Below are 26498 nucleotides of genomic sequence, written 5' to 3' on the forward strand. Positions count from 1 at the left end.
GGTCGCGTTCCGCCGCCATCTGGTCCCCAATTCTCCGGCGAAGCCTTGTCCTGCAGCGACATGCAGCAATGTCGTTCTTTTTTCAAACCGATCAAACGGTGAACTTTCATGCCGCCTAGAACCCAAAAGACGACAGCATAAAAATGGCTCGGATTGACGACATCGTCGCGCAGATTCCGGACAAGGCACTAAGACAAAGGCTCGAAAGCGCGCTTTCAGACATGAAACGCCGTCAGCGCTTCGGTCTTGTTTACGAAGAGCATATGCCGGAAACAACTGCACTTTTGGACTTTCCGATTCGGCCTGGCGCAACCGTCCAACGCCGAAGCGACGCGGAAGGAAGGCGCTATCAGGTCATATCGGTGAACCGCCGTTCTGCTCGATTGGCGGCCGAGGGTGGCGGCGATGAGGAAACGGCTGCCCTTAGCGACCTCCTTGTCGTAAAGCGGTTCGGAGATCCTATCTTTCCCGCTCTGACTTAAGTTGGAGTTGTAAGGAATGGTCCGGAAAGTAAGCCTTATCATGCCGTCATTAACGGTGAAAACTTCCATACTTTACAGTTACTTGTATACCTGTACGAATCGCAGGTCGACTGCATCTACATTGATCCACCATACAACACGGGAGCGCGCGATTGGAAGTACAACAACCGATATGTCGACTCGAATGATACTTGGAGCCACAGCAAATGGCTCGGCTTTATGGAAAAGCGCCTGTGGCTCGCAAAGCGCTTGCTTAAGCCCGATGGCGTGCTGATCGTCACGATTGACGAGCATGAGGTCCATCATCTCGGAATGTTGCTCGAGAAGGTGTTCAAAGAATACCTTCGTTACACCATCACTGCAGTTATAAACCCCAAGGGTACGTATAAGCTGAATTTCGGGCGAGTTGACGAACAAGTATTCTTCGTCGTTCCCGACGTCGGCCGAGATGTGATTGTCCCTCGCCCGAGAAACGCTAAGGACGGGAATGCTGATCAACTTGGGTTAGGCTTACTGCGTAAGATGGTTGGGCAGGGGCTGATTACGAGATCAATGCTTGATGACGGGCTCTTTGACCCGAGCGAGCTCGATTTGATTGAGGCGAGTTTTGAGGACGACACGCTTAGCGATGATGATGAACTCGAGATGGATAACAGCGACGATACTCCGCCGGAGTACGAGGACTGGTTCCTGCGTCGCCGTGGCCAGGAATCGAGCTACCGTCACCAGAGGCCCAACCAATTCTTCGCCATCTACATTGATCCCGTCAGAAAGATGGTTGAGGGAATCGGTCCATTGTTGGGCAAAGACGAGCCCTATCAGAAAATCTCGAAGTCGAATTATCTAAGTGTATACCCCATTGACAACGATGGGCATGAGCGAGTTTGGCGCTATTCGCGCGAAACCATGCAGCGATATATTGATGCTGGCGAGATTGTGGTTGGCTCGTTCAATAAGAAAGCCAAATCATGGACACTTAATCATAGGAAACTCAAGAAGGAATTTCTGCGCAACAAAACGGTTTGGTGGGAAAAGCGGCATGACGCCGGCGTTCATGGCACAAACGTGGTCAACAACCTGTTGGGGAAGCGGGGTCTCTTCCCGTTCCCAAAATCCGTCTATGCTGTTCAAGACGCGCTGGCGACCGTCGTACGCAACCGCCCGAATGCCTTGATCCTCGATTTCTTCGCAGGTTCCGGCACCACGTTTCATGCCACATGCCTGTTGAATGCGGCGGACGACGGGAAAAGGCGCAGCGTTCTGGTGACGAACAATGAGGTCGAGGAAAAGCTCGTAAAAAGGCTCATTTCGCAAGGGATATACCGTGGCGAGCCAGAGTTTGAGGCACAGGGGATTTTTTCACTGGTGACCCGCCCTCGATGCGAAGCCGTCGTAACGGGGAAACGTCCAGACGGGAAGCCCGTGCCAGGCCGACATATCGATGGTCGTCCTCTCGCGCGCGGATTCGAGGAAAACATAGAGTTCTTTCGGGTCGATTATCTGGATCCTGACGATGTGGACTTAGGGACGCAATTCCAAGCCATATTTCCGTCGCTGTGGTTGGCAGCGGGCGGTCTTGGAGAGAGACCGAAGTCTCCGGCCGAGGCTGAGATGTTGGTGCCCCCAGAAGGCTGTTTTGCCATCCTCTTGCAAGAGGAAAAGTTCCGTGCGTTTAGCAAGGCAATCCACGATCGCAACGACATCACTCATGTCTGGATTGTCACAGATTCTGAGGACGCGTTCGCTGAAATGCGCGCAGCACTCCCAGGAAGATTAATCACGTCGATGCTATATCGAGATTATCTACGCAACTTCAGGATTAATACGCGGCGTAATTTATGAAGATCATCCTCAAGGATTTCCAAGAAGCTGCCGTAAGCAAGCTTGTTCGGCATCTTCGCGGCGCATCGAGAGACTCGCTTTCTGGCGATCGACAATCCGTTTGTCTGTCATCAACGACTGGCTCCGGAAAGACGGTAATGCTGACGCGTGCTATCGAACTCATCCTCGACGGCGACGACGAGCATGTGCCGATAAAGGACGCAACGTTCCTTTGGGTCACGGATGACCCGCAACTCAATGAGCAAACCAGAAAGAAGATGGTTGCAACTAGCTCGATCCTGAAGAGCGAGCAGCTGGTTGTTGTCGATGCATCGTTCGATGAGGAAACACTCATACCTGGTGCCGTGCACTTCATAAATATTCAGAAGCTCGGGAAAGAAAAGAATCTCATCACACCAGGCGATAAACGAACATACAGCTTTTGGGAGACGATCAGGAACACGATCGATATGCTCCCTGGTAAATTCTTCGTCGTGATCGACGAAGCTCATCGCGGCATGATCGAGGAAACGGCACAGGAAGAAGCTGCGACAATCGTTCAAAAGTTCATTAAAGGCTCACCAGGCGAGGTCCCAGCTGTTCCAATCGTGGTTGGCATCTCTGCCACTCCCGAGCGCTTTAATCGACTGATTGTCGGAACCAGTAGAGCCAATAGGCCCGTCGATGTCGATGTGGCGGACGTCCGCGAGTCGGGGCTTATTAAAGATACAATCGTCCTGCATCATCCCAAGCGTGAACAGCCTGCCGACATGACGCTGCTGCGTGAGGCAGCGAGCGCGCTCAAGAGGTTTACAGCACAATGGGCCGGATACTGCGCAGCGCAGGAAGAGTTCACCGTCCAGCCGCTTTTAATAGTCCAAGTAGAGGATTCCGGGAGCAAGGGGGCAATCTCTGAAACTGATATAGCGGAAGCTATCCGCATGCTTCGAAACGAGCTGGGCGATTTTGTTAGTTCAGCGTTTGCACACTCTTTTCAAGAAGGTACCACGCTTACGATCGGTGCCGACGAGGTCCGCTATATCGCGCCGTCGGAGATTCAGAATGATTTCGATGTCCGTGTTATCTTTTTTAAGAGCAGCTTGAATACTGGGTGGGATTGCCCGCGAGCAGAAGTCATGATGTCGTTCCGCACGGCCGCTGACTTTACTTACATCGCTCAACTGGTCGGCCGAATGGTGCGGGCGCCGCTTGCCCGGCGCATCGTCGATAACGAGTTGCTTAATACCGTTCCCCTGTATCTTCCGCATTACGACTCCAAGGCGCTCCAACGGATCATCTCGAAGTTGTCGAAACCGGACGACGGAGCTCCGCCAATCGACATCGAGAAGAGCGATGATGTTGTCGAATTGCAGCGAGCACTTGAGTCGGACAGATATTTTGCCGCTCTCTCGGCTCTGCCGAGCTATGTCGTCCCGAGACGTCGCAAAGCGAACCAGGTACGACGTCTTATGAAGTTTGCCCGTTTGCTTACAAACGACGGCATTGATGTGAATGCCGTAGCGACCGCTAGAGATACGCTGACCGGTGTTCTTAACGCTGAATATGAACGGCAAAAGAACGATCCGCGTTTCAAAGAAATGATTGAGGGTAAGCGCCGCATCGCGATTGAGGCTATAAATTGGGACGTGGGAGCGCTGGCTGGAAGGACGGGAAGCTCGACCGAAATCGACATAGCTGCTGAGAATGTCGAAGATCTGTTTGAAGCTACAGGCAGAAGACTCAATGAGGGGTTGCACAAAATCTGGTGGCGCGACCGAGTGAATAACGGCTCAGTTGATCGGGAGAAGGCCAAGCTTGAGTTGTTTGCTCTTTGCACCGATCCTAGTCTCATAAAACGCGTTGAGTCCTCCGCCCAGGAGCGAGTGCAGTCTTGGCTATCAGCCCATCGGACAGCAATTTCTGGCCTCGATGAAGGTAGCCGCGCACAATATACCGAGATCAGAAATCTGGCAGCCAGCCCGGAGCTGTCCCCTCTTGTCTATCCGGCTGCCCTGCAAGCACGGGCATCGGACGGACGTTGGGCGAAACATCTGTACGTGTCTGCGGACGGTGATTACCAAGCCGATTTTAACAACGTTGAGAGGGCCGTGCTCAACCAGGAAATCGGACGGAGCGATGTTTCAGCTTGGCTGCGTAATGTCGATCGTAAACCTTGGGCGCTTTGCGTCCCATACGATGTCGACGGCGAAGATCGGGCGATGTATCCGGACTTCCTCGTAGTTCGGGACAAAGACGGCCAATTGATCGTCGACATCATTGACCCTCACGCGATCAGCCTTGCCGACGCGCCGGCGAAGGCGGCAGGCTTGGCGAAATTCGCGGCCAAGCACGCTGATAGGTTCGGGCGAATTGAACTAATCATGGTCGACGGCAGTACGACCAAGACCTTCGACCTTACAAGTGAGACGGTGCGTAACAGGGTTAGAGGATTGAAGCTTCACAACGAGATGAAACGTCTGTTCGATGAGGCGCCATAACTCTCAGCGAGAGTGGCCCAGTCGGCTTGGTAGAGTTATTGGCGCACCCGACAGGATTCGAACCTGTGACCTCTGCCTTCGGAGGGCAGCGCTCTATCCAGCTGAGCTACGGGTGCTTCCCGGGAACCGGCCGGTGAGCCGGCCAGCCACGGCTTCTTAGCGGAAGCCGCACCGGGCTTCAACGGGGCAATTGGCGATTATGCGGCGCTCCCCCTCTCCGTCTCGGCTTCGCCGAGCCACCATCCCGGGGCGAGCCGCCGGTCTCGCTCGTCCTTCGGACCCCCATCGCGGGGGCGAGGAACCCAGGCTTCTCATCCCTCCGCCTTCGCCGTCTTCCGCCTCACCGTGCCTGTAACCCGCTTCTGCTTCTTCGCGCCGGCCAGTTCGTGCATGGCATCGAGCTGCATCTGCTGCATTTCGGCCAGGCGCTGCCATTGGCGCGAGATCAGATAGTCGAGCTTTTCGTGCAGGTGGCGCACTTCCAGCTCGGCCTTCAGGTTCACCCGGTAGTCGTTGAAGGAGCGCAGCCGGTCTTTGGCTTCCTGGCGCTTCTGGCTCATCATGATCACCGGCGCCTGGATGGCGGCGATGCAGGAGAGCAGGAGGTTGAGCAGGATGAACGGGTAGGGGTCGAAGGCGTGCCCAAGGCCGGCGATCAGGTTGATGCCGATCCAGACCAGCAGCACGCCGCCGAACGAGATCAGGAACCACCAGCTGCCGCCGAACTCGGCCATATTGTCGGAGACGCGGTCGGCGAAGGAGCGGTGCTCCTCGAACTCCTCTTCCGAGTTCTCCGAGATCGTGTCTTGTCTCGCGATCGATTCCACCACCTGGCGGTCGAGCTCGGAGAATTCGCCGTGCTCCTGCTGCAGCAATTCCTCCATGTAGCGCATGCGGTAGCGGCCAAGCTCCTCGCGGCTGATGCGGGCGCCGCGCGGCAGGTCGGGATGGTCGGAGCGGATGCGGTCGGCGAGGCTCGGCCGCAAATCGTCGATGCGCACCAGGTCGCGCTTGCGGAATTTTCGCCCCGATATCGCCGAGGGTTTCTTCTTCGGCTTGATCCGGCCGGGGATATGCGGCTCGGAATCCGGCACTTCCGGCGCTTCGAGGATCTCGTCCAACGCGTCGTGCGCGTCCTCCGCCACGGTCTCCGCCTCGAGATACTCGCCGGCGACGTCGTTCTCGTTGTCTGCCTGCTTCTGCGCCTTGGGGTCGCCGGCCATGCTCAGTGCTCCTGTTCCAGGCTTTGCGATACGATACGCCAAGCCGGCGGCATATCCATGGTGAGTGTGAATGTCGTGTGACGGAACAAGTTCTTGTGATTGGCTGGGGGAGCGAGCGGGGCGCCGCGCGATGCGCGTGCAATGGCATTGGGCAGCGCCGCCCCCCACTCCGTCTCGGCTTCGCCAAGCCACCTCTCCCCCGCTCCGCGAGGGAGAGGAAAGGCTAATCGCCGTGGCCGCGCCTTCGCAGGCTTGGGTTCCTCGCCCCGCAAAGCGGCGGGACGATCGCATATGAGTTTTTACGAAGAGGACCCCCACCCCTAACCCCTCCCCACAAGGGGGAGGGAGACTTGGTAGGCGCTGATCCCCGCAAACCGCAGAGGTTTCGACACCAAAAGAATGGCATGCGGCAGCGTTCCCTCCCCCTTGTGGGGAGGGTTAGGGTGGGGGTCCTCTTCTTAAAACTCATGTGCGATCGTCCTGCGCAAAGCGGGGGAGAGGTGGCTCGGCGAAGCCGACACGGGGAGCGCCGTCGGCGGTTTCTCGCCCAACTGCTGGAGCAATCATCCGTCCCGGCTGGCCTTGATCCATATCAAGCCGACCCCTGTGGTTGGCCCGATAGGGAAATTATATCGGGATCAGGCCTGATCGCTCGCAGCGCTTGACCAGGCTCCCGCCACCAGGGGCGCGCGTCGTCCCGCAAAAAGAGGGATCGCCACCATGTACAAGAAAATCCTGATCGCCACCGATGGCTCGGAACTCGCCGGCAAGGGCGTCGCCCACGGGCTGGAACTGGCCAAGGGCCTCGGCGCCGCCGTCACCTTCGTCACCGTTTCCGAGCCGTTCCCGACGTTGGCCTGGGGCGGCGCCATGGCCGGTTATGTCGCCGCCGACGAGCTCACCAATTACGAGGAAAGCGCGCGCAAATATGGCCGCGAGGTGCTCGACAAATGCAAGGCCGAGGCCGATGCGAAGGGCGTAGGCTCCAAGGGCATCCATGTCGAGAACAAGGCGCCCGCCGAAGCGATCCTCGAGGTCGCCGGCGCGGAAGGCAGCGACCTGATCGTCATGGCCTCGCATGGCCGCCGCGGCATCGGCCGCCTGGTGCTCGGCAGCCAGACGGCGGAAGTGGTGTCGCTGACACAGATCCCGGTGCTGGTGGTTCGATAGGGCACATTGATATTCAGGTGAGGCCGGTCTGCGAACGAAGCTTTCCTGCGCTTCCGGTGCTCACGTACTTCAAGTACGCTCCGCTCCGGTTCTCGGAAACCATCGTTCTCGACTCGGCCTGACCTGAATCTCAACGCGCCCTGGAGCGATCCGACAAGCAGGTCGGCGCAACGCTAAGGATACGAACCCCCCGCGACCCGCCTACTGCGCCGGCAGCAGCGGCGAACTCGGCGAGGCCAGGTCCGGCGACGGGAAATCGGACGCCGGCAGGCCGGGCAGTCCCGACGCGGGCGACCCAGGCGCCGGCAGGCCCGGAAGCGGCGAGGCGGCCTGCGGCTGCTGGGCGTACATCAGCCGCGGCTGGGCATCGGCGCTCACCGGCCCCAAACTCCGCTGGATCAGCGCCTCGACATGGTCGTTGCGCTGGCGCGCGCTGACGGCGCCCATCACCACCACGATCAGGTGCCGTCCGTCGGCATTGTAGGAGGTGACGATGTTGTAGCCGGAGGCGCGGATATAACCGGTCTTGATGCCGTCGACGCCGCGCACGCGTCCCAGCATGTCGTTATGGCCGCGCACCAGCCGGCCGCGGAACATGAAGTCGCTTTCGGAGAAATAGTGGAAATGCTGCGGGAAGCGGTGCTCGAGCGCCAGACCCAGCACCGCCATGTCGCGCGCGCTCGTCACCTGGCCGTCGTCGGGCAGGCCGCAGGCGTTGCGGAAGCTTGTGCTGGTCATGCCGAGCTGGCGCGCCTTGGCGGTCATCATGGCGGCGAACTGGTCCTCGCTGCCGCCGCCCAGATATTCGCCCACCGCCACCGCCACGTCGTTCGCCGACTTCACCACCATGGCGCGGATGGCGGAATCGACGTCGATCGTCTCGCCGCGCCGGAAACGCAGCTTCGTCGGCGGCTGCGAGGCGGCGTGGTCGGAAACCGGGATCAGCGTCTGCTTGGTGACGCGGCCGCTGTCCAGCGCTTCGAACAGCATGTAGAGCGTCATCATCTTGGTCAGCGAAGCCGGATAGCGCTGCGCCGTCGAATTGACCTCGAACAGCGTCTTGCCGGTCGAGGCATCGACCACGATCGCCGCGTATTTCTGCGGCTGCGCCGGCACGCTCAGCACGCTTTCGGGCGGCGCGGCTGTGGTGCAGCCGGCGACCAGGAGCAAAACCGCGAGCGCGGCGATCAGTTTTCGGAGGAGCGCAAAGGGATGGGGCAAGACTGTTCTAAAGCTGTTGCTGAGATGCGGCGAAGCTAACGTAACGCATAGGCTGCGTCCAACCGGTTAACGGCGACATCAAGGCATTTGCCCAGGTTTTGTGGGTTAGCGCTGCCGGCGACGCTGCCAATCTCCCCCCTTGCGGGGGAGATGCCCGGCAGGGCAGAGGGGGGTGCTGTCCCGCCGGCGTAGCCGCCATGTCCCTAGACGACGCCCTGACTGAATGTCGCTCATGCTGCAGTGCCGCGATCCTTCACACCCCCTCTGTCCTGCCGGACATCTCCCCCGCAAGGGCAGGACGATCGCATATGAGTTTTTACGAAGAGGACCCCCACCCCTAACCCCTCCCCACAAGGGGGAGGGGAACTTGGTAGGCGCTGATCTCCGCAAACCGCCGACGTTTCGACACCAAAAGGATGGCATGCGGCAGCGTTCCCTCCCCCTTGTGGGGAGGGTTAGAGTGGGGGTCCTCTTCGTAAAAACCCCCGCAGGGGGGGAGATCGGATGTCGCGCAGGCTTTCGCCAATAGCCAGCGTTGCAGCGCGCCATTTCATCGCTTTTGCCTTCCCCACCCCCTTGCCGCTATGATGCGTGCGGCTTGGATTCTGGGGGGATCGGCATGTCGGAAATCGCCACGGGTACGACCTCGCTGCTGCGGGCGTCGCTGAGCCGCACCGGCAAATGGGCGGCGAGCTTTGCCTTTATCAGCGGCGCGGTCGGCGACGTGCTCAACCCGCTCGGACCCTTTGCCGCCCACATCGCGCTGGTCGCGGCAATCGCTGCCATCATCATCGCCGTCACCATCGTGCTGCGCCTGGTGCTGGCCGCCAAAGCCATGCCGGCGCTGATCTTCGCCACCAGCGCTGCGGCGATCGCCGGCGGCGTCTATGGCATCCAGCAGGAGACGAATTCGCAGAACGGCGTCATCGCCACGCTGGTGCCGGCAGTCGCGCAATTGCAGCAGTCGCTGGGCATCGTCTCCGAGAAGGTGGCGAAGATCGAAAAGACCGTCACCGAAACCCAAAAGACCGTCGAACAGGTCAAGACGTCCACCGACATGGTGGCGAAGACGACGGACGAGATCGCGCAGGCGCAGAAGCTGCAGGCGACGACCGAGCAGATCGCCGCATCGATCGACGCAATAGCCAAGGGCTTTGCGCAGCTGTCGGCGCAAGGCGGCGCGATCGCCGATCCGAAGCGCCCGGACGAGTTCTACCACAATGCCCGCGTCTACGAGCTGGCCGGCGATATGCTCAATGCCCGCCGCTCCTACCTCGCCTTCGCCGGCTTCGATGTCGACGCCATCGACCCTTATACGCGCTTTGCCACGCTGCTTAGGGTCCAGGACGGCAAGGCCGGCGCCCGCGAAGTGTTCGGCCAGCTCACCGAAAAGGCCAAGGCGCCGTCGATCAAGCTCGTCCATCTCTTGCAGTTCGACGATGCCCAGCGGCTCGACAAGCTCAACGCCTTCATCGCGGCCAATTCGGATTACGCGCCGGCTTACTTCCTCCTGGCGCAGGAATTTTCCGAGGATCGCCTCGGCAGCCAGACGCTCGCCGACAAGCGCAGCGAGGCTGAGGCGCTGACCAAATTCGTTTCCTATGAGAAGGATGGCGGCCTGCTCAAATATTTCGTCGACCAGACCCAACTGGCCGATTGGCTCGACCGCAGCCGCAGCCGGCTGGCCGCGATCGGCGACGTGCTCGACCCGTCGCGCTTTGCCCCGACCTTGACGCCGACGCGCTCGAATGCCGGCTGGTCGATGACGATCTCGCTGCCCGAGCCGGCGACGGCGATTTCCTGGCGGCTCGGCGACTCTGGCCCGTTCACCGACACCGGCCTGCTTGCCTTGAACGACCAGCGCACCGGCAAGCCGATGCCCAATCCGAGCTTCGAATTGCCCGACAGCACCGCGGCCACCTCGATCGGCATCAAATATCTCGACACAAGGGGCCGCGAGACCGGCCCGTTCGACATCCGTTTCGATCCGGATTCCGCCCTGCAGGAGGGCAACAAGCAGATCCTCGACCAGTTCTGGACCTCGTGGATCGCCTTCGACGCCGGCGGCAATCGCGGCCTGGTCTATTTCACCCAGATGCTCTCCTTCCGCTGCGCCATCAGAGAGGTTCACTACAGCCTGAACGGCACCGCGCTCGACAAGGAGATCAAGATGCCGCCCTGCGACGCCAAGGACCCCTACGCCATCCCCGCCGACTACCAGCCCTACTTCAAGGTGAAGGACGAGGTGAAGTCGATGGCGGTGCAGGTGACCTATACCGACGGCACCAAGTCGCCGGTCAGGGAATATAAAAGGCAGTAGCGCTCCGACCCTCCCCACAAGGGGGAGGTGGAGCTGATGCAAAATGCCGATCGCCCTGCTTGCATACCCAACATCAGGCAGGCTTTGCTGGCCTTGAAAGATTCGGGGGGAGGGCATTCATGGACACGGTCACGATCGGCGCAAAGGGCATCTCCGTTTCGCTCGATCTCGCCGTCGGCCATGTCGCCGCCATGCAGGTCGAGGCCGAAGGCCGCATCCTGCAGCCGCTGCACCGCGCGCCCTGGGTTGGCTCGCCGCGCGAGTCGCTGCCGGAAAACCTGTCCGAAGGCACGGTGCGCCTGTCCGGCGACTTCCTCTGCGCGCCGTTTTCAGCCAGCGACGTCGAGGCGGCGCCCCTGCATGGCTGGCCGGCGAACAGCGAATGGGACATCGTCGAGCGCGGTGCCATCGCTGACGGCTGGCGCGCCGTCTTCCGGCTGCGCCGCAAGGTGATGGGTGCGGCTGTCGACAAGGTCTTCACGCTGCGCGACGGCCACCCCTTCCTCTACCAGGAGCACATCTTTTCCGGCGGCTCCGGCGCCATCTCCGTCGCCCATCATCCGATGACGGGGATGCAAGGCGGTGGCCGGCTTGCCTTCTCACGAAAGCGCGTGGCGGTGACGCCCGCTACGCCGCTGGAGCCCGATCCGGCGCGCGGCCGCTTCATGCTGGCTTATCCCGCCCGCGCCACCGACCTTGCTCAGTTCCCGCTCGCCGCCGGCGGCATCACCGACCTCACCGACTACCGCATGGAGGACAAGCGCGAGGACTTCATCACCCTGATCGAGGCCGATCATGGCGGCCCGGGCTGGACGGCGATCGCCCGCCGCGCCGAACAGGACCTGGTGCTGGTGCTGAAGAACCCGGCCGAGCTACCGGTCACCATGCTTTGGTTCAGCAATGGCGGCCGCGATTACGCGCCGTGGAGCGGCCGCCATCTCGGCGTGCTCGGCATCGAGGACGGCCGCGCCGCAATCGGCCACGCCGCTTCGCTCGGCGACAACTGGCTGAAGCATGAAGGTGTCGCCACGGCCTTCACGCTGGGCGAGGGGCGGTCGGTCTCGTTCCGCCATGTCATTGGCGCGGTTCCGTTGGCCCAGGCCGAACCGCCGGCAAGCGTCGAAACCCACCGCGACCGGATGCGCATCCTCAGCGCCGGCGCCGCCGCGAAGGACGTCCCCTTCGACGGCGAGTTCCTGCGCATCGGGCGTTCGGTTCCGGCGTGAGGGTTCAGGCCAAGACGCCTGAGGAGTTCGTCATTCCAGGGCGGAGCTCCAAGGGTGGGATGATGAAGGAAGTTACTGTGGCGCCGCGTTCCGTCACACCCCCCTCTGGCCTGCCGGCCATCTCCCCCGCAAGGGAGGAGATTGGCAGCTTGGACGCTGCGCTCTTCTTCTTCGACGTCGATAATTGGCGAAAGCCGCGCAACATCCAATCTCCCCCCCTTGCGGGGGAGATGTCCGGCAGGACAGAGGGGGGTGCTGTCCCGCCAGCATTTCGGATTTCTGCGCCGCTGCGGCGGCATGCGACTGCTAGCTCGCCGTCCAGGTTTGAAATTTCCGCCGACAGTCGCCAAAATACACCCGAGATTGCCACCGGGAAGCCGCCGATGTCCGACCTAGCCCATATCACTGCCGCCATTTTCAAGCGCGCCGGCAAAGCCAAGCGGTTCGTCGTTGCCATTGCCGGCCCGCCGGGAGCCGGCAAGTCGACCATATCGGGCAGGTTGCATGAATTGCTGCCGGAAGGCACATCCGAAATCGTGCCGATGGACGGCTTTCATTATGACGACATCATTCTCAACCGCCGCGGCCTGCGTCCCCGCAAGGGCGCGCCCGAAACGTTCGATTTTGCCGGTTTCGAGACGCTGTTGAAGCGCATCCGCTCCGGCGAGCCCGATATCGCCATCCCGGTGTTCGATCGCGACATCGAACTGTCGCGCGCGGCGGCCGAGATCGTTTCCGCCGACACCAAATTCATCCTGGTCGAGGGCAATTACCTGCTGCTCGACGAGGAACCGTGGTCGCGGCTGGCGCCGTTGTTCGATTTCACCATCTTTGTCGACGTGCCGCGCAATGAACTCGAGCGCCGGCTGATGGAGCGCTGGCGCGGCCATGGCAAGTCCGATGAGGACGCGCTCGCCTGGATCGCATCCAATGACATGCCCAACATCGAGCGGGTGCTGGCACGGCGCCGGCCGGCGGACATGGTCATTGGTTAATGACGGGCCATTGGTCAACGACCCTGGTGATTGGTTAACCTGCTCAATTTTCGATATTTTCCGGCTGGAACTTTAAGGTTTCCAGGCCGTTATGACGCCATTCCGAATTGTCCGGCGCCGGAGCAATTCCAGGAAAGCGTGCAACCGCTTCCGTCCGGAGTTGCGAAAAGAACATTGCAGGAGCCGTCAGATGGCAACCAACAGCAGAAAACCCGCGCCCAAGAAAAACCGGGCCGCCCAGTCCAGGGCGACGCAGGCCAAGGCCACCGCCGGCCCGGCGATCGCCGAGCGTTCGAAAGATGCCAAGCCGGCTTTCGGCAAGGCGGCACCGAAGAAAGTGACGCCTGGCGCGGCTCACAAGGTTGCGGCCAAGAGCGCGACGCACCCCAAGCCGGCGGCAAAGAAGTCGGGACCGATCCGCACCGCGGCAAGCGTTGCGACAGGAGCGGTCGTCGCCACCGCGCGGCTCGCGGCCTCCATGTTCGGCCGCGGTGGCGCCAAGGCCAAGGCGAAATAAGCGGTTTAGAGCTTACACAATCCGACGGAAGGCTACGGCGAAGTCACCAGGCCCGGCCACCGCACACTTTGGCTGGAATTGCGTTCAACCCTTCGCCGGGATGGTGAGGCCCCTCTTCACCGCAGGCCGCGCCAGGCCGCGCTCCAGCCAATCGGCAACGGTCGGGAAATCGTCGAAGCCGACCAGTTCGCGCGCCTCGTAGAAGCCGATCAGGTTGCGCACCCAGCCCAGCATCGACACATCGGCGATGGTGTAGTCGTCATCCATGATCCACTTGCGGCCCTTGAGGCGCGTTTCCAGGACGCCGATCAACCGCCGCGACTCGTCGCGGTAGCGCTCCAGCGGCCGCTTGTCGGCGATTTCGCGTCCGGCGAATTTGTGGAAGAAGCCGACCTGCCCGAAGATCGGGCCGATCGCCGCCATCTGGAAGAACACCCATTGGATCGTCTCGTAGCGCCGTGCCGGATCGGCGGGAATGAGCTTGTCGGTCTTGTCGGCCAGGTAGAGCAGGATGGCGCCGGATTCGAACAGGCCGATCGGCTCGCCGCCCGGACCGTCCGGGTCGATGATCGCCGGTATCTTGCCGTTCGGATTGAGCGACAGGAATTCCGGCGTCCAGCTCTCGTTCTTGCCGATATCGATGTAATGCGGCTCATAGGGCAGGCCGATCTCCTCCAGCGCGATCGACGCCTTCACGCCATTGGGCGTCGTGGCGGAATAAAGCTGCAGACGGTCGGGGTGCTTGGCCGGCCAGCGCTTGGCGATCGGAAAGGCGGACAGGTCGGTCATCGGAACTCCGGATGCGGATCGGCGCCGGGCGGCGCTCATGGCGGGTGAGGAAGAATTAGGACCCTCGCCGGCCTGGATCAATACACCGGCAGCCGGCTTGCCGTGCACACAGTCAACCGGGGCGGTTTACCCGGACGCAATTCCAAACGGAAAACCGCTCCACGCTTTTCCTGGAATTGCTTTGCGATCAGACCGCCTTGAAGGCCAGCACCGCATTGGTTCCGCCGAAGGCAAAGCTGTTGCTGAGCGCGGCGCGCACCTTGCGCTCGCGCGCCACGTTCGGTGTCACGTCGAGGTCGCATTCCGGATCGGGCTCGCGGTAGTTGGCGGTCGGCGGCACGATGCCGTCGCGTATCGCCATGACGCAGGCGATCATCTCCAGCCCGCCGGAAGCACCGAGGCAATGCGCATGCATCGACTTGGTCGAGGACACCGAAAGCGAAGCGGCATGTTCGCCGAAAACCCGCTTGATCGCCGCTGTCTCGATCTGATCGTTGGCCTTGGTGCCGGTGCCGTGCGCGTTGAGGTAATCGACATCTTCCGGATTGAGCCCGGCATCCGCCAGGCAAAAACGCATGGCCGCTTCCGGTCCCTCGACGGTCGGCGCGACGATGTCGGAGGCGTCGGCCGAAAGCCCGATGCCGGCAATCTCGGCCAAGATGGTGGCGCCGCGCGCCATCGCGTGATCGTAGCTTTCGAGCACCGCCATACCGGCGCCTTCGCCGAGCGAAAGGCCCTGGCGGTCGGCCGAGAACGGCCGGCACGTATCGGGCGAAAGCACCCTGAGCGCCTCCCAGCCCTTGAGCACGCCCCACACCAGCGGCGCCTCGGTGCCGCCGGCAAGCATGACATCGGCGCGGCCGAGCCGGATCTGGTCGACCGCCGTGGAAATCGCATGGTTGGCCGACGAGCAGGCCGAAGTGGCGCCGAAAACGGGGCCGCGCAGCCCGAGATTCATGCTGACCTGGCCGGCGGCCGCGCCCGGCATCACTTTCGGCACGGTGAAGATGGCGGCGCGGCTGCGTCCCTCGATCAGGATCGCGCGGTAATTCTCCTCGATGGTCTCGAAGCCCGCGACGCCGATGCCGACGATTGCGCCCATCCGGTAGGTGTTGTCGGCATGCGCAACCAGGCCCGCCTGCTGCATGGCTTCCCGCGCCGCGATCACCGCCAGCAAGCTGAAGCGGTCCATCGACACGACCTGCTTGCGGTCGATGCCGTGGTCCGGCAGCTGCTTGATCTCGCAGCCGACCTTGACCTTGAGGTCATGCAGCGACGGATTGTCGATCGGGCCGATGGCTGAGCGGCCGGCGCGCATGGCGTCCCACATCGCCGGCACGTCGTTGCCGAGCCCGCAAATCCCGCCAACGCCGGTGATGACGACGCGCTTTTGCATGCGGTCAGGCTTTTTTCGCGATCAGTTCGCGAACCGCCTCGACCATGTCGCCGACGTTCTTGAGATTGCTCCAGGCGTCGACCGTGTTCATCTCGATCTCGATGCCGTACTTTTCCTCGAGATCGAAGATGATCTCGGTCAGCTCCAGCGAATGGATGCCGAGCGTGCTGAGATCGGTGCTGGTGGTGATTTCCTCACCGCCCGTGTCGGCATGCGCTTTGATCTTTTCGATGATCTCGGTCGTCAGCTGGTCAGCCATTCGGTTCCTTCCCTGTCGTTCCCGACGCCAACTGATCAGCGCCCTTTTTGGTCCCCGGATCCCAACAAACGCCGTTGCCTTCCCTCGCCAGGCACCGCGCGACCGCTCCAGCGTGGCTTCCCTCTATAGAAACCGAAACGATGTCAAGCAACAAGCGATATATCGACAAAGCCGCAGGAGTGCTTAACCTGGGGTCGTGGACATGATCGAGAACATTTTGCCATCCCTGCCCGCCCCTCCTTTGGCCGCCGCTCCCATGCCCGCCGCGCAACGTGTTGCCGGGCTAGGCAGGCTTTTGTGCGGCAAGAGCGATGACCGCACGCGCCTGCGGCGGCTTTACCAGGACGGATCGGCCAAGATCCGGCTGCCGGCGGTGCAAGGCGATCCCCTCGAGGCGGTGCTGATCAACACCGCCGGCGGCCTGACCGGTGGCGACCGCCTCGGCTGGACGATCGAGGTTGGCGCCGACGCCTCCGCCTCCATCACCACCCAGGCCTGCGAGAAGGTCTATCGCGCCGCCGCCGACAGGGCCGAGACAAGCGTCGGCCTGCGGGTCGGTCCGGGCGGCCGCATCGCCTGGCTGCCGCAGGAAACCATCGTCTTCGATCGTGCCGCCTTCGCCCGCACGCTGGATGTCGATCTCGCCGAGGATGCCGAGGCCCTGGTGCTCGAAGCCACGCTGTTCGGCCGGCTCGCGATGGGCGAGCGGACGGTTCAAGGCAGTTTCCATGACCGCTGGCGGGTCCGCCAGGGCGGCGCGCTGATCCATGCGGAGGATTTCCGCGTCGGCCCGGATATCGCCGCGATGCTTCGGCGGCCGGCGGCGACCGGCGGCGCGCTTGCCGTCGCCACATTGCTGCTCGTTTCGCCGCAAGCGGAAAGCCTGCTTGAGCCGGCCCGCGCCATCATCGGCGGCCCCGTTGACAGCGCCCCCGTCGTCGGTGATTGGGGCGGCGCCAGTTTCTGGAGCGTCGGCCGATCTGGCAAGCTTCTTGCGAGGCTCTGTGCCGGCGATGGCTACCAGCTCCGCAAGCGGCTGGTTCCGCTCGTCGAACTGCTCAATGGGCGGGCGGGCCTGCCTAAATTGTGGTCACTCTGATTTCGATTGCCGGGACATTGCATGAACCTGACGCCGCGTGAAAAAGACAAGCTGCTCATCGCCATGGCGGCGATCGTGGCGCGCAAGCGGTTGGAGCGTGGCGTTAAGCTCAACCATCCGGAGGCCATCGCCTTGATCACCGACTTCGTCGTCGAAGGCGCGCGCGACGGCCGCCCGGTCGCCGAACTGATGGAGGCGGGAGCGCATGTCATCACCCGCGCCCAGGTCATGGACGGCATCGCCGAGATGATCCACGACGTCCAGGTCGAAGCGACGTTTCCTGACGGCACCAAGCTGGTGACCGTGCACGAACCCATAAGGTGAGACCGATGCTGGAGCTCAGGCCCAATTGCGAATGCTGCGACAAGGATCTGCCGCCGGAGGCGACCGATGCGCTGATCTGCACCTTCGAATGCACCTTCTGCGCCGACTGCGTGGACAATGTGCTGGGCGGCGCCTGTCCGAATTGCGGCGGCAATTTTGCGCCGCGGCCGATCCGTCCGGCAGCCGAGCTGACGAAATATCCGCCATCGACCAGGCGCGTGCTCAAGGCCGAAGGCTGCGGTCCGCGCAAGGCCGCTTAACCGGGTCAATTGGAAAGGGCAGAAAGATGATCTCCGCTTCGACGAAACGCAGTACGCTCGCCGTCATCTTGTCGCTGGCCGCGGCGATGCCGGCCGAAGCCCATGTCGGCATAGGCACGACCTCTTCCTTCGCGGCCGGTTTCGCGCATCCGCTGTCCGGGCTCGACCATATGACGGTCATGGTCGCCGTCGGCCTGTGGGCGGCGATGAAGGGCGGCAAGGCGGTCTGGGCATGGCCGCTCGCCTTCGTCGGCGTGATGCTGGTCGGTGGCGCGCTCGGCATGCTGCATGTGCCGGTGCCTTTCGTCGAGCCGGGCATCCTCGCATCCGTCGTGGCGCTCGGCCTGCTGGTGGCGCTGGCGATCGACCTGCCGGTCTCCGCCGGTGCCGCTGTCATCGGCTTGTTCGCGCTGTTCCACGGCCACGCCCACGGCACCGAAGTGCCGGAAATTGCCGGCGGTCTCGAATATATGGCGGGCTTTGCCGTTGCGACGGCGCTGCTCCATGCTGCGGGCATCGCAGCCGCCCTCGCGCTTGGCCCACGCTTCCGCAGCCTGGCGCGCGCCGCCGGTGCCGCCTGCGCGGCGGTCGGCGTCGGCCTGGCCTTCGGCGTTTTGTGAGGGCGCGATGATCCCCGGCGAAGTCATTGCGGCCAAAGGCGAGATCGAGCTCAACAAGGGCCGGCCGACCGTCACGCTCAAGGTCGCCAACAGCGGCGATCGTCCGATCCAGGTCGGCAGCCACTATCACTTCTTCGAGGCCAATGAGGGCCTGAAATTCGACCGCGAACGCGCGCGCGGCATGCGGCTCGATATCGCTGCCGGCACCGCCACGCGCTTCGAGCCGGGGCAGGAGCGCGATGTCACGCTGGTGCCGCTGGGCGGCAAGCGCGAGGTCTATGGCTTCCAGCAGAAGGTGATGGGCAAGCTGTGACGTCCGGCAAGATGAGGTCTTGGGCGCTCAAATCACTTCGGGGGCTTGGCGGCGGCGTAGATGACGATCTTGCCGGGATTGTCGAACTCCACCGCAAGCACGTCCTCGGCCATCACGCGCCGCGAATCGATCGCGTTGAAGAGCAAGGCGTTCGCCTCGATCTCCTGGCGCAGTTCGGCCACATCGTCCTGATGCTGCTTCACCTTGTTCTCGATGGCCGGCGGCGGCCCGCCTTCGCTGCGCGCCGCATCGGTCAGGAACACGATGTCGACCGTGTCGAGCTTGGTGGTCTTGCGCACCGTGCCGATATTCTCGCGGGTGCGGTCGATGGCCGTGATCACCTTTCCGGCTTCCGTCCTGGCGAGCGTCTCCTCCTGACGGATGTCGGAATCGACGATTGCCGCGTCCGGCCTGTCGTTGTTCAGCGGCTGCGCAGCGGACGCGGCATGAGGCGCGGCCGTGAAAAGCGTGACGGCAACCACAGAACTCCATCTTGCAAGACGCGGGGCATTCGCCATCACTCGCTCCTGGCTGAATTTGTGGCGGGGCGAAAACAGCAAAACGACCCGGCTTGGCCGGAGGTTCCCTTCAAAAGCTGGCCGGCGGACCGCAAGGCGGCCCGCCTTGGCGGGCAATCAGCTTGCCTTCTTGGTGATCAGTGTCAGCGCGCCATTGGGCTGCATGCTGGCGGCGATCACCTGCGCCGAAGTCACGCCCTTGGCCTCGAGCGCGGATTTCACCTTGGGTGTCGCGTCGATGGACTTGCGCAACGTCTGCAGGCCTGCATCGCCGCGTTGCGCCACGATCTGGTTGACCTGGGTCTGCGTATCCTTCGGCAGTTCGGTGATATCGACGACGTTGACGCTCTGGATTGCCGGCGCGGCAGTCTGGGACTTCGGCGCGGGCTGCGCGGGTGCCGCCGGCGCCGGATTGGGCTGCGGCGTTGGCTGCTGCTGAGCGCTCGCCGCCCCCGCCATCATCAGGGTAGCGGCTGCGGCGACAAGTATCGCTGTGCGCATGGATATTCCTTCCATCGGCTTGGGAGTGATGCCGCCCGCCTCAACGGTCCGATGGGAACGCCCAAATGGGCACTCAAAGTGTCGCCGAGCGGGTCATTGCGTGACCATTGGATGGCGACAATGTGCACCTCGCACTCTTTCAACCTGAATTTAGGGAGCAATCGCTGATGGCCAGGATAACCCGCGCCGCCTATGCGCAGATGTACGGCCCGACCGTTGGCGACAAGGTGCGGCTTGCCGACACCGAGCTCTTCATTGAGGTCGAGAAGGATTTCACCGTCCATGGCGAGGAAGTAAAATTCGGCGGCGGCAAGGTCATCCGCGACGGCATGGGCCAGAGCCAGGTGACGCGGGCGGGCGGTGCCGTCGATACCGTTATCACCAATGCGCTGGTCGTCGACGCGCTCACCGGCATCGTCAAGGCCGATGTCGGCCTGAAGGACGGCCGCATCGCCGCAATTGGCAAGGCGGGCAACCCCGACACGCAGGACGGCGTCACCATCATCATCGGCCCGGGCACCGAGATCATCGCCGGCGAAGGCAAGATACTCACAGCCGGCGGCTTCGACGCGCACATCCATTTCATCTGCCCGCAGCAGATCGAGGAAGCGCTGATGAGCGGCATCACAACGATGCTCGGCGGCGGCACGGGTCCTGCGCATGGCACTTTGGCCACCACCTGCACGCCCGGCCCCTGGCACATGGCGCGCATGATCCAGTCCTTCGACGCCTTCCCGATGAATATCGGCCTGTCGGGCAAGGGCAATGCCTCGCGGCCGGCGGCGCTTGAAGAGATGGTGCTGGCCGGCGCCTGCTCGCTGAAGCTGCATGAGGACTGGGGCACGACGCCTGCCGCCATCGACTGCTGCCTGTCAGTGGCCGATGAGTACGACGTGCAGGTGATGATCCACACCGACACGCTGAACGAGTCAGGCTTCGTCGAGAACACCGTGGCGGCGATCAAGGGCCGCACCATCCATGCCTTCCACACCGAAGGCGCCGGCGGCGGCCACGCCCCCGACATCATCAAGGTCTGCGGCCTGCCCAACGTCATCCCGTCCTCGACCAACCCGACCCGGCCCTACACGGTCAACACGCTGGCCGAGCATCTCGACATGCTGATGGTCTGCCATCATCTGTCGCCGTCGATCCCCGAGGACATCGCCTTCGCCGAAAGCCGCATCCGCAAGGAGACGATCGCGGCCGAGGACATTTTGCACGACATCGGCGCCTTCTCGATCATTTCTTCCGACAGCCAGGCCATGGGCCGCGTCGGCGAGGTGGCGATCCGGTGCTGGCAGACCGCCGACAAGATGAAGCGCCAGCGCGGAGCGCTGCCCGGCGAGACCGGCGACAACGACAATTTCCGCGTCCGCCGCTACATCGCCAAATACACGATCAATCCGGCGATCGCGCATGGCTTGTCGAAGGAGATCGGCTCGATCACCGCCGGAAAGCGGGCCGATCTGGTGCTGTGGAACCCGGCCTTCTTCGGCGTCAAGCCGGAGATGGTGCTGGTCGGCGGCACGATCGCGGCGGCTCCGATGGGTGATCCGAATGCCTCGATTCCGACGCCACAGCCGATGCACTACCGGCCGATGTTCGGCGCCTATGGCAAGGCGCTGACCAATTCATCGGTGACCTTCGTCTCCAAGGCTGCCTTCGATGCCGGCCTGCAATCGAGGCTGGGCGTCGACAAGGCGATGGTCGCGGTCGAGAACACCCGCGGCGGCATCGGCAAGCATTCCATGGTGCTCAACGACGCCACGCCGCATGTCGAGGTCGATCCCGAAACCTACGAGGTGCGCGCCGACGGCGAGCTGCTGACCTGTGAGCCGGCAACGGTGCTGCCGATGGCGCAGAGGTATTTTCTATTTTAGGATCGGTGCGCCCACCAAATATCGGACGCATCCATGAATGAGCAAAAGAAGCTGGCTTTGATTTCCAGGATGGGCGCGCTGCGAAAATACAATGGCGGCGTCACCCCGCTCACCATGCCGCTTGTTACGCTGGAAGAATATTTTGATGGGGCTGAAGGTGAAGCCGGATTGCTCTGCAACAGTGCGGAGGCGCCTGACAATGATACGATTCTGGCGACATTTCAGTCGATACGGAAAAAGCCCGAAGTTCACGACGTTCGGATAGCGATCGTGCAGTGTGATGATGGAGAATGGCCGTTCTCGGACAAGGTCGTCGTCACAACGCGCGCCGCTGAAGAGGATGTCATTGGCTGGCTGCCTTCAGGGTTTGAACCGGATGAAACTTGGGAAGGCGATGTAAATCACCTACCGACTGAGCAAGTTGAAGTTCCGGTGGGTTACCGAAAGCTATGGCTCTGGTATGACTGACCTCAAGGATCGAGTCTGTTCGTAGATGCCCACCGAAATCGCCTCCCCGCACGACATCTTCCCGCATATCCGCATCGTCATGGGCATGGTGATCGGCCTTGGCGTCACCCGGCTGCTTTCGGGAACCGCCCGCATCGTCCAGCATCCTGGCCAGTATCGGCTCTATGCGGTGCATCTGGCCTGGGTCGCCTCGGTGCTGTTGATGCTGGTGCATTTCTGGTGGTGGGAGTTCGGCCTCTACGCCATCGAAAACTGGACCTTCGGCAAATACCTGTTCATCATCTTCTACGCGATCACGCTGTTCCTGCTTTGCGCATTGCTGTTCCCGGATTCGATGCTCGATTACACCGGCTACGAGGATTATTTTTACTCGCGCCGCGCCTGGTTCTTCGGGCTGCTCGGCTTCACCTATCTGCTCGACGTGATCGACACGCTGCTCAAGGGTCCGGAGCATTTCGCCCGCTTCGGCAACGAGTATCTGTTCCGCACGCCGGTCTTCGTGGCGCTCTGCCTGGTGGCTATCCTGGTGCGCGACCGCCGCTTCCATATCGCCTTCGTCGCGGCGGCGTTGATCTACCAGATATCCTTCATCCTGCGGCTCTTCGACACGATCGTATGATTATGGCGGATGGTCTAGAGTCCGGCGAAAGGCAGGATTCAACTATGTATAAGGCCGTCGGGTCGCGCGGGTCGCGGGTCAGCCGGGTGCTCTGGATGCTCGAGGAACTCGGGCAGCGCTACGAGTTCGTCGAGGTCAAATTGCGCTCGGCCGAGGCCTATGCGCTCAATCCCTCCGGCAAGGTTCCGATCCTGATCGACGGCGATCTCAGGATCACGGATTCGGCGGCGATCTGCGTCTATCTGGCGGACAAGCACGCGGACAAGGGCTTGGGCGCCAATCCTGGTCTCGCCGGCCGCGCCGAGATGGATTCCTGGATGCATTTCGCCCAGAGCGAGCTCGAAGCGCCGCTGTGGAACAAGCTGCGCCACCGTTTCCTTTTGCCCAAGGACGTCCGCGTCGATGTCGGCCCGGCCACGGCTTATGATTTCGCATCCGAAATAAAGGCGTTGGACCGCCGGCTCGGTGACAGGCTCTTCGCGCTCGGCGACCGCTTTTCGGCTGTCGACGTCCTGCTCGGCGACATGGGTGGCTGGGCCCGCGCCGGCCGTTTCCCTATCGAATCCGAACGGATAAACGCCTATTTCGATCGTGTTCTCGGTCGCCCCGCCCGTGCAAGGGCGCAAGCTAATGGCGGAGCCATGAAATGAAGCTCAACATCAATACCGATTTCACCAAATTCCCGCGCGCTGTCTCGGTTCTTCCAGCGGGCGAAGCCGGCTCGACGGCACCCTATGACAAGGCCGTGCTGCCGCATGACGAGCGGCATCTGCGCCGCCGCGCCATCGAGACGGCGGCCGGCGACAAGGTGCTGGTCGACCTGCCCGAACCAGTGGCGCTCGACAATGGCGACCGGCTGGTTCTGGAAGACGGCCGTCAGCTCGAGATTGTCGCGGCACCGGAGGAGGTCTACGACATCCGCGCCCGCAATGCTGTTCATCTCGCCGAGCTTGCCTGGCACATCGGCAACCGCCATCTTGCCGCGAGCATCGAGCCAGACCGCATCCTCATCCTGCGCGACCATGTCATCAAGGCGATGCTCGAAGGTCTCGGCGCCACGGTAAGCGAGGTCTCGCAACCGTTCAGTCCGGTGCGCGGCGCCTATTCCGGGCATGACCACGATCACGGCCGTTCGCATGACCATCATGATCATGACCACCACCATGACCACGATCATGACGATCATGACCACCACGACCATGGCCACCACCATCACCATGACTGAGCAGCTTTCCACCGTCGCGCTGCTGCGGTTGATGGCCTGGCTGTCGCCGGCCTTTCCGGTCGGCGGCTTCTCCTACAGCCACGGCCTCGAGCGCGCCGTGCAGGATGGGCTGATCGCCGATCGCGAAGATCTCGCCTCCTGGTTGGAAACGCTGGTCGAGATGGGTTCCGGCTGGAACGATGCCGTGCTCTTCGCTGAAAGTTGGCGGCGCGCGCGTGATGGTGGCGACATGGCGGAAGTCGCCGCGCTGGCCGAGGCGCTCGCCGGATCCCGGGAGCGCCATCTCGAAACCATGCTGCAGGGCACAGCCTTTCTCCAGGCCGCCGCCGCCTGGCCGTCTCCGGCGTTGGAGCGTTTGCCGGCCGATTGCCCCTATTGCGTTGCAGTCGGTGCTGTTGCAGGCAGCGGCGGCATCGGCCTCCCTGAGGCACTGTCCGCCTTCCTGCAAGCTTTCTTCTCCAATCTGGTGCAGGCGGCGATCAGGCTAGGCGTCGTCGGCCAGGTCGATGCCGTCGCATTGTTAGCCGGCTTCGAACCTCTGGCGCTGGCGAATGCATCGCGCGCCGCCGCTTCCAGCCTGGACGATCTGGGCGGCGCGGCCTTTGTCTCAGACATCATGGCGATGAAGCACGAAACACAATATTCGCGGCTGTTCCGGTCATGATCGCCCTCGCTGTCATCCTCTCCTTCGTGCTGCTCCTGATCACCACGCTGCATGTCTATTGGGGCATAGGCGGCATCTGGCCCGGCACGGATCAAGCATCCTGCGCGCGCGCCGTCGTCGGCTTCCGCGGCGTCGACGAGATGCCGTCGTCGCTGGCGAGTTTTGCTGTCGCCGCTTGCCTCGCGCTCGCGACGCTCTGGCCTCTGGCGCTGGCCGATGTTTTTGCCACGCCCTTTCCCAGAGAGGGGCTTGTTGCCACGGCTTTGATGATCGGCCTCGTCTTCCTCGGCCGCGGCATCGCCGGCTTCACGCCCTGGTGGCGCCGGCTTGCGCCCGAGCAGCCTTTCGCGCGGCTCGACCAAAGCCTTTATTCGCCGCTCTGCCTGTTGATTGGGCTGGGCTTCGCAATCCTTGCCATCACGGAGTTTCCGGCATGACTTCGAAAAACGGTCCTCTTCGCATCGGCATTGGCGGCCCGGTCGGCTCCGGCAAGACGACGCTCACCGAAAAGCTCTGCAAGGCGCTGCGCGACGATTTTTCAATCGCCGTCGTCACCAACGACATCTACACCAAGGAAGATGCAATGATGCTGGCGCGCCTGCAGGCGCTGCCGGAGGAGCGCATCGTCGGCGTCGAGACCGGCGGCTGCCCGCACACCGCCATCCGCGAGGATGCCTCGATCAATTTGCGGGCGATCGCGGAGCTGAACAAGAAATTCCCGGACCTCGACATCATCTTCATCGAGTCCGGTGGCGACAATCTCGCCGCCACCTTCTCGCCCGACCTTGCCGATCTGACGCTTTATGTGATCTCGGTCTGCCAGGGCGAGGAGATCCCGCGCAAGGGCGGCCCGGCCATCACCCGCTCGGATTTCCTGGTCATCAACAAGAGCGATCTGGCGCCCTATGTGAACGTCAATCTCGACGTCATGGAGAGCGATGCCGGCCGCATGCGCGGCAAGCGGCCCTTCGGCTTCACCGACCTGTCGCGCGGCAAGGGGTTGCAGGAAGTGATCGACTTCATCGTCGAGCAGGGCGGGCTGCAGTCGGCGCGCACGGCGGCTTGATCCGCTGAGCCACCAATTATCGGTTGCTGGCGGCCACCACGCGCGGCATTCTGGTAAAACAAAACCCAAGCGGAGGATTTCGATGAGCCTTGCCCGCCTGCACAAGGAACCGCTGAGCAACCTGCCCTACTACGAGGAGCGGGTCGACCTCGCCGCCGCCTTCCGCTGGACCGCCCGGCTGAACATGCATGAGGCGGTCGCGAACCACTTTTCGCTGTCCGTCAACGAGGACGGCACGAAGTTCCTGATGAATCCCAACCAGGTGCATTTCTCGCGCATCAAGGCGAGCGACCTGCTTCTGATCGACGCCAACGATCCCGAAACGCTGTCCGGTCCCAATGCGCCCGATCCGACCGCCTGGGGCCTGCACGGCGCCATCCATCGCAACGTTCCGCATGCGCGCTGCGCCATGCATGTGCATTCGATCCACGCCACCGTGCTTGCCTCGCTGGCCGACTCGACCCTGCCACCGGTCGACCAGAACTCGGCCATGTTCTTCAACCGCCATGTCGTCGACGCCAATTATGGCGGTCTGGCTTTCGAGGAAGAGGGCGAGCGCTGCTCGCAGCTTCTGACCGACCCCAAGGTCAAGGTGATGGTCATGGGCAATCACGGCGTGATGGTCATCGGCGACAGTGTCGCCGATGCCTTCAACCGCATGTTCTATTTCGAGCGCGCCGCCGAGACCTACATCAAGGCGCTATGGACCGGCCGCCCGCTGCGCACGCTTTCCGACGAAATTGCCGAGAAGGCTGCGCGCGAAATGGACGACTATCCCGGCCAGGCCGAGCGCCATCTTGCCGAGCTGAAGGCGATCCTCGACGAGGAAGAGCCGGTCTACCGGAACTGACCCGGCTCTTCCTTCGCCCCCGGTTACGCTACGCTACGAACTCATGTTCTTTGGCTAGCGTGACGGATCAGGCCGAGGCTTGATTGCCACGTGGTTCCCCCAATCCGTCGCTGCTTCGCAGCGCCACCTTTCCCCCTCCGGAGGGAAAGGAAGGGAGCGTTGACGGCAAAAGCT

The 26498-nt window shown here is 62.4% G+C and carries 29 protein-coding genes and 1 tRNA gene; 22 read left to right on the forward strand and 8 right to left on the reverse strand.

The window, feature by feature from the left end; genetic code table 11:
• Positions 1–143: 143 nt before the first annotated feature.
• From YU3_RS40585 to YU3_RS0114990, 3 genes are all read left to right on the forward strand, one after another.
• The gene (locus tag YU3_RS40585) at positions 144–482 is read left to right on the forward strand and encodes a hypothetical protein (protein WP_156913472.1); all 339 of its coding nucleotides are present in this window, start codon (positions 144–146) and stop codon (positions 480–482) included.
• 114 nt (positions 483–596) lie between these two features.
• Positions 597–2324 (forward strand): DNA methyltransferase, encoded by a 1728-nt coding sequence (locus YU3_RS0114985; protein WP_280796557.1) that lies wholly within the window; start codon positions 597–599, stop codon positions 2322–2324.
• Positions 2321–4801, forward strand: a complete 2481-nt coding sequence (locus tag YU3_RS0114990) for a DEAD/DEAH box helicase family protein (protein WP_036258523.1) — start codon at positions 2321–2323, stop codon at positions 4799–4801. Before YU3_RS0114985 ends, YU3_RS0114990 begins: the two co-directional genes overlap by 4 nt.
• A 39-nt stretch (positions 4802–4840) precedes the next feature.
• On the opposite strand, the gene YU3_RS0114995 is transcribed toward YU3_RS0114990, so the two are convergent.
• Both YU3_RS0114995 and YU3_RS0115000 read right to left on the reverse strand, forming a co-directional pair.
• Positions 4841–4917 (reverse strand) — tRNA-Arg (locus YU3_RS0114995).
• Positions 4918–5112: 195 nt separating this feature from the next.
• Positions 5113–6024: a DUF1003 domain-containing protein gene (locus YU3_RS0115000; protein WP_027167024.1), complete on the reverse strand. Its 912-nt coding sequence runs from the start codon at positions 6022–6024 to the stop codon at positions 5113–5115.
• A 720-nt stretch (positions 6025–6744) separates the two neighbouring features.
• Between YU3_RS0115000 and YU3_RS0115005 the strand changes: the two genes are divergently transcribed.
• Positions 6745–7194 carry a universal stress protein gene (locus YU3_RS0115005; protein ID WP_027167025.1) on the forward strand — a complete coding sequence of 150 codons (450 nt, stop codon included), beginning with the start codon at positions 6745–6747 and terminating at the stop codon, positions 7192–7194.
• A gap of 201 nt (positions 7195–7395) precedes the next feature.
• Here the strand turns inward: YU3_RS0115005 and YU3_RS36570 are convergent, their stop codons facing one another.
• On the reverse strand, positions 7396–8415 hold the full coding sequence (locus tag YU3_RS36570; RefSeq protein ID WP_051333950.1) for a D-alanyl-D-alanine carboxypeptidase family protein: 1020 nt from the start codon (positions 8413–8415) through the stop codon (positions 7396–7398).
• A gap of 619 nt (positions 8416–9034) precedes the next feature.
• Between YU3_RS36570 and YU3_RS0115015 the strand changes: the two genes are divergently transcribed.
• From YU3_RS0115015 to YU3_RS0115035, 4 genes are all read left to right on the forward strand, one after another.
• Entirely contained in the window at positions 9035–10735 is a 1701-nt protein-coding gene (locus YU3_RS0115015; RefSeq protein WP_027167026.1) for a chemotaxis protein, read from the forward strand.
• Positions 10736–10854: 119 nt separating this feature from the next.
• Positions 10855–11961, forward strand: coding sequence for a hypothetical protein (locus tag YU3_RS0115020; protein WP_027167027.1), 1107 nt, complete (start codon positions 10855–10857; stop codon positions 11959–11961).
• A 383-nt stretch (positions 11962–12344) separates the two neighbouring features.
• A complete protein-coding gene (locus YU3_RS0115030) occupies positions 12345–12956 on the forward strand; it encodes a nucleoside triphosphate hydrolase (protein ID WP_027167029.1) in 612 nt (203 codons plus the stop codon).
• Positions 12957–13146: 190 nt separating this feature from the next.
• Positions 13147–13473: a hypothetical protein gene (locus YU3_RS0115035; protein WP_027167030.1), complete on the forward strand. Its 327-nt coding sequence runs from the start codon at positions 13147–13149 to the stop codon at positions 13471–13473.
• 84 nt (positions 13474–13557) lie between these two features.
• Here the strand turns inward: YU3_RS0115035 and YU3_RS0115040 are convergent, their stop codons facing one another.
• The 3 genes from YU3_RS0115040 to YU3_RS0115050 form a co-directional block, all read right to left on the reverse strand.
• Complete coding sequence (locus YU3_RS0115040) at positions 13558–14262, reverse strand: glutathione S-transferase N-terminal domain-containing protein (RefSeq protein WP_027167031.1); 705 nt, start codon at positions 14260–14262, stop codon at positions 13558–13560.
• Between the two features lie 187 nt (positions 14263–14449).
• Positions 14450–15658, reverse strand: coding sequence for a beta-ketoacyl-[acyl-carrier-protein] synthase family protein (locus tag YU3_RS0115045; RefSeq protein ID WP_027167032.1), 1209 nt, complete (start codon positions 15656–15658; stop codon positions 14450–14452).
• Positions 15659–15662: 4 nt separating this feature from the next.
• The gene (locus YU3_RS0115050; RefSeq protein ID WP_027167033.1) at positions 15663–15917 is read right to left on the reverse strand and encodes an acyl carrier protein; all 255 of its coding nucleotides are present in this window, start codon (positions 15915–15917) and stop codon (positions 15663–15665) included.
• 256 nt (positions 15918–16173) lie between these two features.
• Here YU3_RS0115050 and YU3_RS0115055 point away from each other — a divergent pair, with 256 nt between their 5' ends.
• Genes YU3_RS0115055 through YU3_RS0115075 form a run of 5 tightly spaced genes read left to right on the forward strand, consistent with a single transcriptional unit; the run spans position 16174 to position 18533 of the window.
• Positions 16174–17016, forward strand: coding sequence for an urease accessory protein UreD (locus YU3_RS0115055; RefSeq protein ID WP_036258525.1), 843 nt, complete (start codon positions 16174–16176; stop codon positions 17014–17016).
• 21 nt (positions 17017–17037) lie between these two features.
• Positions 17038–17340: an urease subunit gamma gene (locus YU3_RS0115060; RefSeq protein ID WP_027167035.1), complete on the forward strand. Its 303-nt coding sequence runs from the start codon at positions 17038–17040 to the stop codon at positions 17338–17340.
• 5 nt (positions 17341–17345) lie between these two features.
• Positions 17346–17600, forward strand: a complete 255-nt coding sequence (locus tag YU3_RS0115065) for a DUF1272 domain-containing protein (protein ID WP_027167036.1) — start codon at positions 17346–17348, stop codon at positions 17598–17600.
• A 26-nt stretch (positions 17601–17626) separates the two neighbouring features.
• Entirely contained in the window at positions 17627–18220 is a 594-nt protein-coding gene (locus YU3_RS0115070; protein ID WP_027167037.1) for a HupE/UreJ family protein, read from the forward strand.
• Positions 18221–18227: 7 nt separating this feature from the next.
• On the forward strand, positions 18228–18533 hold the full coding sequence (locus YU3_RS0115075; protein ID WP_027167038.1) for an urease subunit beta: 306 nt from the start codon (positions 18228–18230) through the stop codon (positions 18531–18533).
• A gap of 32 nt (positions 18534–18565) precedes the next feature.
• On the opposite strand, the gene YU3_RS0115080 is transcribed toward YU3_RS0115075, so the two are convergent.
• Both YU3_RS0115080 and YU3_RS0115085 read right to left on the reverse strand, forming a co-directional pair.
• Positions 18566–19051: a hypothetical protein gene (locus YU3_RS0115080; RefSeq protein WP_027167039.1), complete on the reverse strand. Its 486-nt coding sequence runs from the start codon at positions 19049–19051 to the stop codon at positions 18566–18568.
• Between the two features lie 117 nt (positions 19052–19168).
• Positions 19169–19552: a hypothetical protein gene (locus tag YU3_RS0115085; protein WP_027167040.1), complete on the reverse strand. Its 384-nt coding sequence runs from the start codon at positions 19550–19552 to the stop codon at positions 19169–19171.
• Between the two features lie 164 nt (positions 19553–19716).
• Here YU3_RS0115085 and ureC point away from each other — a divergent pair, with 164 nt between their 5' ends.
• The 9 genes from ureC (at position 19717) to YU3_RS0115130 (ending at position 26324) form a co-directional block, all read left to right on the forward strand.
• The gene (ureC, locus tag YU3_RS0115090; protein ID WP_198021669.1) at positions 19717–21432 is read left to right on the forward strand and encodes an urease subunit alpha; all 1716 of its coding nucleotides are present in this window, start codon (positions 19717–19719) and stop codon (positions 21430–21432) included.
• A 33-nt stretch (positions 21433–21465) separates the two neighbouring features.
• Positions 21466–21900, forward strand: coding sequence for a hypothetical protein (locus tag YU3_RS38640; protein WP_051333951.1), 435 nt, complete (start codon positions 21466–21468; stop codon positions 21898–21900).
• A gap of 25 nt (positions 21901–21925) precedes the next feature.
• A complete protein-coding gene (locus YU3_RS0115100) occupies positions 21926–22519 on the forward strand; it encodes a hypothetical protein (protein WP_027167042.1) in 594 nt (197 codons plus the stop codon).
• A gap of 44 nt (positions 22520–22563) precedes the next feature.
• Positions 22564–23169 carry a glutathione S-transferase family protein gene (locus YU3_RS0115105; protein WP_027167043.1) on the forward strand — a complete coding sequence of 202 codons (606 nt, stop codon included), beginning with the start codon at positions 22564–22566 and terminating at the stop codon, positions 23167–23169.
• Positions 23166–23744 (forward strand): urease accessory protein UreE, encoded by a 579-nt coding sequence (locus tag YU3_RS0115110; RefSeq protein ID WP_027167044.1) that lies wholly within the window; start codon positions 23166–23168, stop codon positions 23742–23744. The genes YU3_RS0115105 and YU3_RS0115110 overlap by 4 nt, the downstream gene beginning before the upstream one ends.
• The gene (locus tag YU3_RS0115115) at positions 23704–24408 is read left to right on the forward strand and encodes an urease accessory protein UreF (protein WP_027167045.1); all 705 of its coding nucleotides are present in this window, start codon (positions 23704–23706) and stop codon (positions 24406–24408) included. The genes YU3_RS0115110 and YU3_RS0115115 overlap by 41 nt, the downstream gene beginning before the upstream one ends.
• Complete coding sequence (locus tag YU3_RS0115120; protein WP_027167046.1) at positions 24405–24845, forward strand: DUF3995 domain-containing protein; 441 nt, start codon at positions 24405–24407, stop codon at positions 24843–24845. The genes YU3_RS0115115 and YU3_RS0115120 overlap by 4 nt, the downstream gene beginning before the upstream one ends.
• Complete coding sequence (gene ureG / locus YU3_RS0115125) at positions 24842–25474, forward strand: urease accessory protein UreG (RefSeq protein ID WP_027167047.1); 633 nt, start codon at positions 24842–24844, stop codon at positions 25472–25474. The genes YU3_RS0115120 and ureG overlap by 4 nt, the downstream gene beginning before the upstream one ends.
• An 82-nt stretch (positions 25475–25556) precedes the next feature.
• Positions 25557–26324 (forward strand): class II aldolase and adducin N-terminal domain-containing protein, encoded by a 768-nt coding sequence (locus tag YU3_RS0115130; protein ID WP_027167048.1) that lies wholly within the window; start codon positions 25557–25559, stop codon positions 26322–26324.
• Positions 26325–26498 lie beyond the last annotated feature (174 nt).

Origin of the sequence: Mesorhizobium sp. WSM3224 (assembly GCF_000427725.1) — a bacterium.
Classification (GTDB): domain Bacteria; phylum Pseudomonadota; class Alphaproteobacteria; order Rhizobiales; family Rhizobiaceae; genus Mesorhizobium.

Excerpts from the sequence above, each read along its gene's own strand:
- YU3_RS0115130 (WP_027167048.1), top strand. The coding sequence starts at position 25,557 with ATGAGCCTTGCCCGCCTGCACAAGGAACCGCTGAGCAACCTGCCCTAC.
- YU3_RS0115085 (WP_027167040.1), bottom strand. The coding sequence starts at position 19,552 with ATGCGCACAGCGATACTTGTCGCCGCAGCCGCTACCCTGATGATGGCG.
- YU3_RS0115070 (WP_027167037.1), top strand. The coding sequence starts at position 17,627 with ATGATCTCCGCTTCGACGAAACGCAGTACGCTCGCCGTCATCTTGTCG.
- YU3_RS0115065 (WP_027167036.1), top strand. The coding sequence starts at position 17,346 with ATGCTGGAGCTCAGGCCCAATTGCGAATGCTGCGACAAGGATCTGCCG.
- YU3_RS0115015 (WP_027167026.1), top strand. The coding sequence starts at position 9,035 with ATGTCGGAAATCGCCACGGGTACGACCTCGCTGCTGCGGGCGTCGCTG.
- YU3_RS0115020 (WP_027167027.1), top strand. The coding sequence starts at position 10,855 with ATGGACACGGTCACGATCGGCGCAAAGGGCATCTCCGTTTCGCTCGAT.
- YU3_RS0115040 (WP_027167031.1), bottom strand. The coding sequence starts at position 14,262 with ATGACCGACCTGTCCGCCTTTCCGATCGCCAAGCGCTGGCCGGCCAAG.
- YU3_RS0115080 (WP_027167039.1), bottom strand. The coding sequence starts at position 19,051 with ATGGCGAATGCCCCGCGTCTTGCAAGATGGAGTTCTGTGGTTGCCGTC.
- YU3_RS0115030 (WP_027167029.1), top strand. The coding sequence starts at position 12,345 with ATGTCCGACCTAGCCCATATCACTGCCGCCATTTTCAAGCGCGCCGGC.
- ureG (WP_027167047.1), top strand. The coding sequence starts at position 24,842 with ATGACTTCGAAAAACGGTCCTCTTCGCATCGGCATTGGCGGCCCGGTC.
- YU3_RS0115045 (WP_027167032.1), bottom strand. The coding sequence starts at position 15,658 with ATGCAAAAGCGCGTCGTCATCACCGGCGTTGGCGGGATTTGCGGGCTC.
- YU3_RS0115075 (WP_027167038.1), top strand. The coding sequence starts at position 18,228 with ATGATCCCCGGCGAAGTCATTGCGGCCAAAGGCGAGATCGAGCTCAAC.
- YU3_RS0114990 (WP_036258523.1), top strand. The coding sequence starts at position 2,321 with ATGAAGATCATCCTCAAGGATTTCCAAGAAGCTGCCGTAAGCAAGCTT.
- YU3_RS0115110 (WP_027167044.1), top strand. The coding sequence starts at position 23,166 with ATGAAGCTCAACATCAATACCGATTTCACCAAATTCCCGCGCGCTGTC.
- YU3_RS38640 (WP_051333951.1), top strand. The coding sequence starts at position 21,466 with ATGAATGAGCAAAAGAAGCTGGCTTTGATTTCCAGGATGGGCGCGCTG.
- YU3_RS0115115 (WP_027167045.1), top strand. The coding sequence starts at position 23,704 with ATGACCACCACGACCATGGCCACCACCATCACCATGACTGAGCAGCTT.
- YU3_RS40585 (WP_156913472.1), top strand. The coding sequence starts at position 144 with ATGGCTCGGATTGACGACATCGTCGCGCAGATTCCGGACAAGGCACTA.
- YU3_RS0115050 (WP_027167033.1), bottom strand. The coding sequence starts at position 15,917 with ATGGCTGACCAGCTGACGACCGAGATCATCGAAAAGATCAAAGCGCAT.
- YU3_RS0115055 (WP_036258525.1), top strand. The coding sequence starts at position 16,174 with ATGCCCGCCGCGCAACGTGTTGCCGGGCTAGGCAGGCTTTTGTGCGGC.
- YU3_RS0115100 (WP_027167042.1), top strand. The coding sequence starts at position 21,926 with ATGCCCACCGAAATCGCCTCCCCGCACGACATCTTCCCGCATATCCGC.
- YU3_RS0115120 (WP_027167046.1), top strand. The coding sequence starts at position 24,405 with ATGATCGCCCTCGCTGTCATCCTCTCCTTCGTGCTGCTCCTGATCACC.
- YU3_RS0115005 (WP_027167025.1), top strand. The coding sequence starts at position 6,745 with ATGTACAAGAAAATCCTGATCGCCACCGATGGCTCGGAACTCGCCGGC.
- YU3_RS0115000 (WP_027167024.1), bottom strand. The coding sequence starts at position 6,024 with ATGGCCGGCGACCCCAAGGCGCAGAAGCAGGCAGACAACGAGAACGAC.
- YU3_RS0115060 (WP_027167035.1), top strand. The coding sequence starts at position 17,038 with ATGAACCTGACGCCGCGTGAAAAAGACAAGCTGCTCATCGCCATGGCG.
- YU3_RS0115035 (WP_027167030.1), top strand. The coding sequence starts at position 13,147 with ATGGCAACCAACAGCAGAAAACCCGCGCCCAAGAAAAACCGGGCCGCC.
- YU3_RS0115105 (WP_027167043.1), top strand. The coding sequence starts at position 22,564 with ATGTATAAGGCCGTCGGGTCGCGCGGGTCGCGGGTCAGCCGGGTGCTC.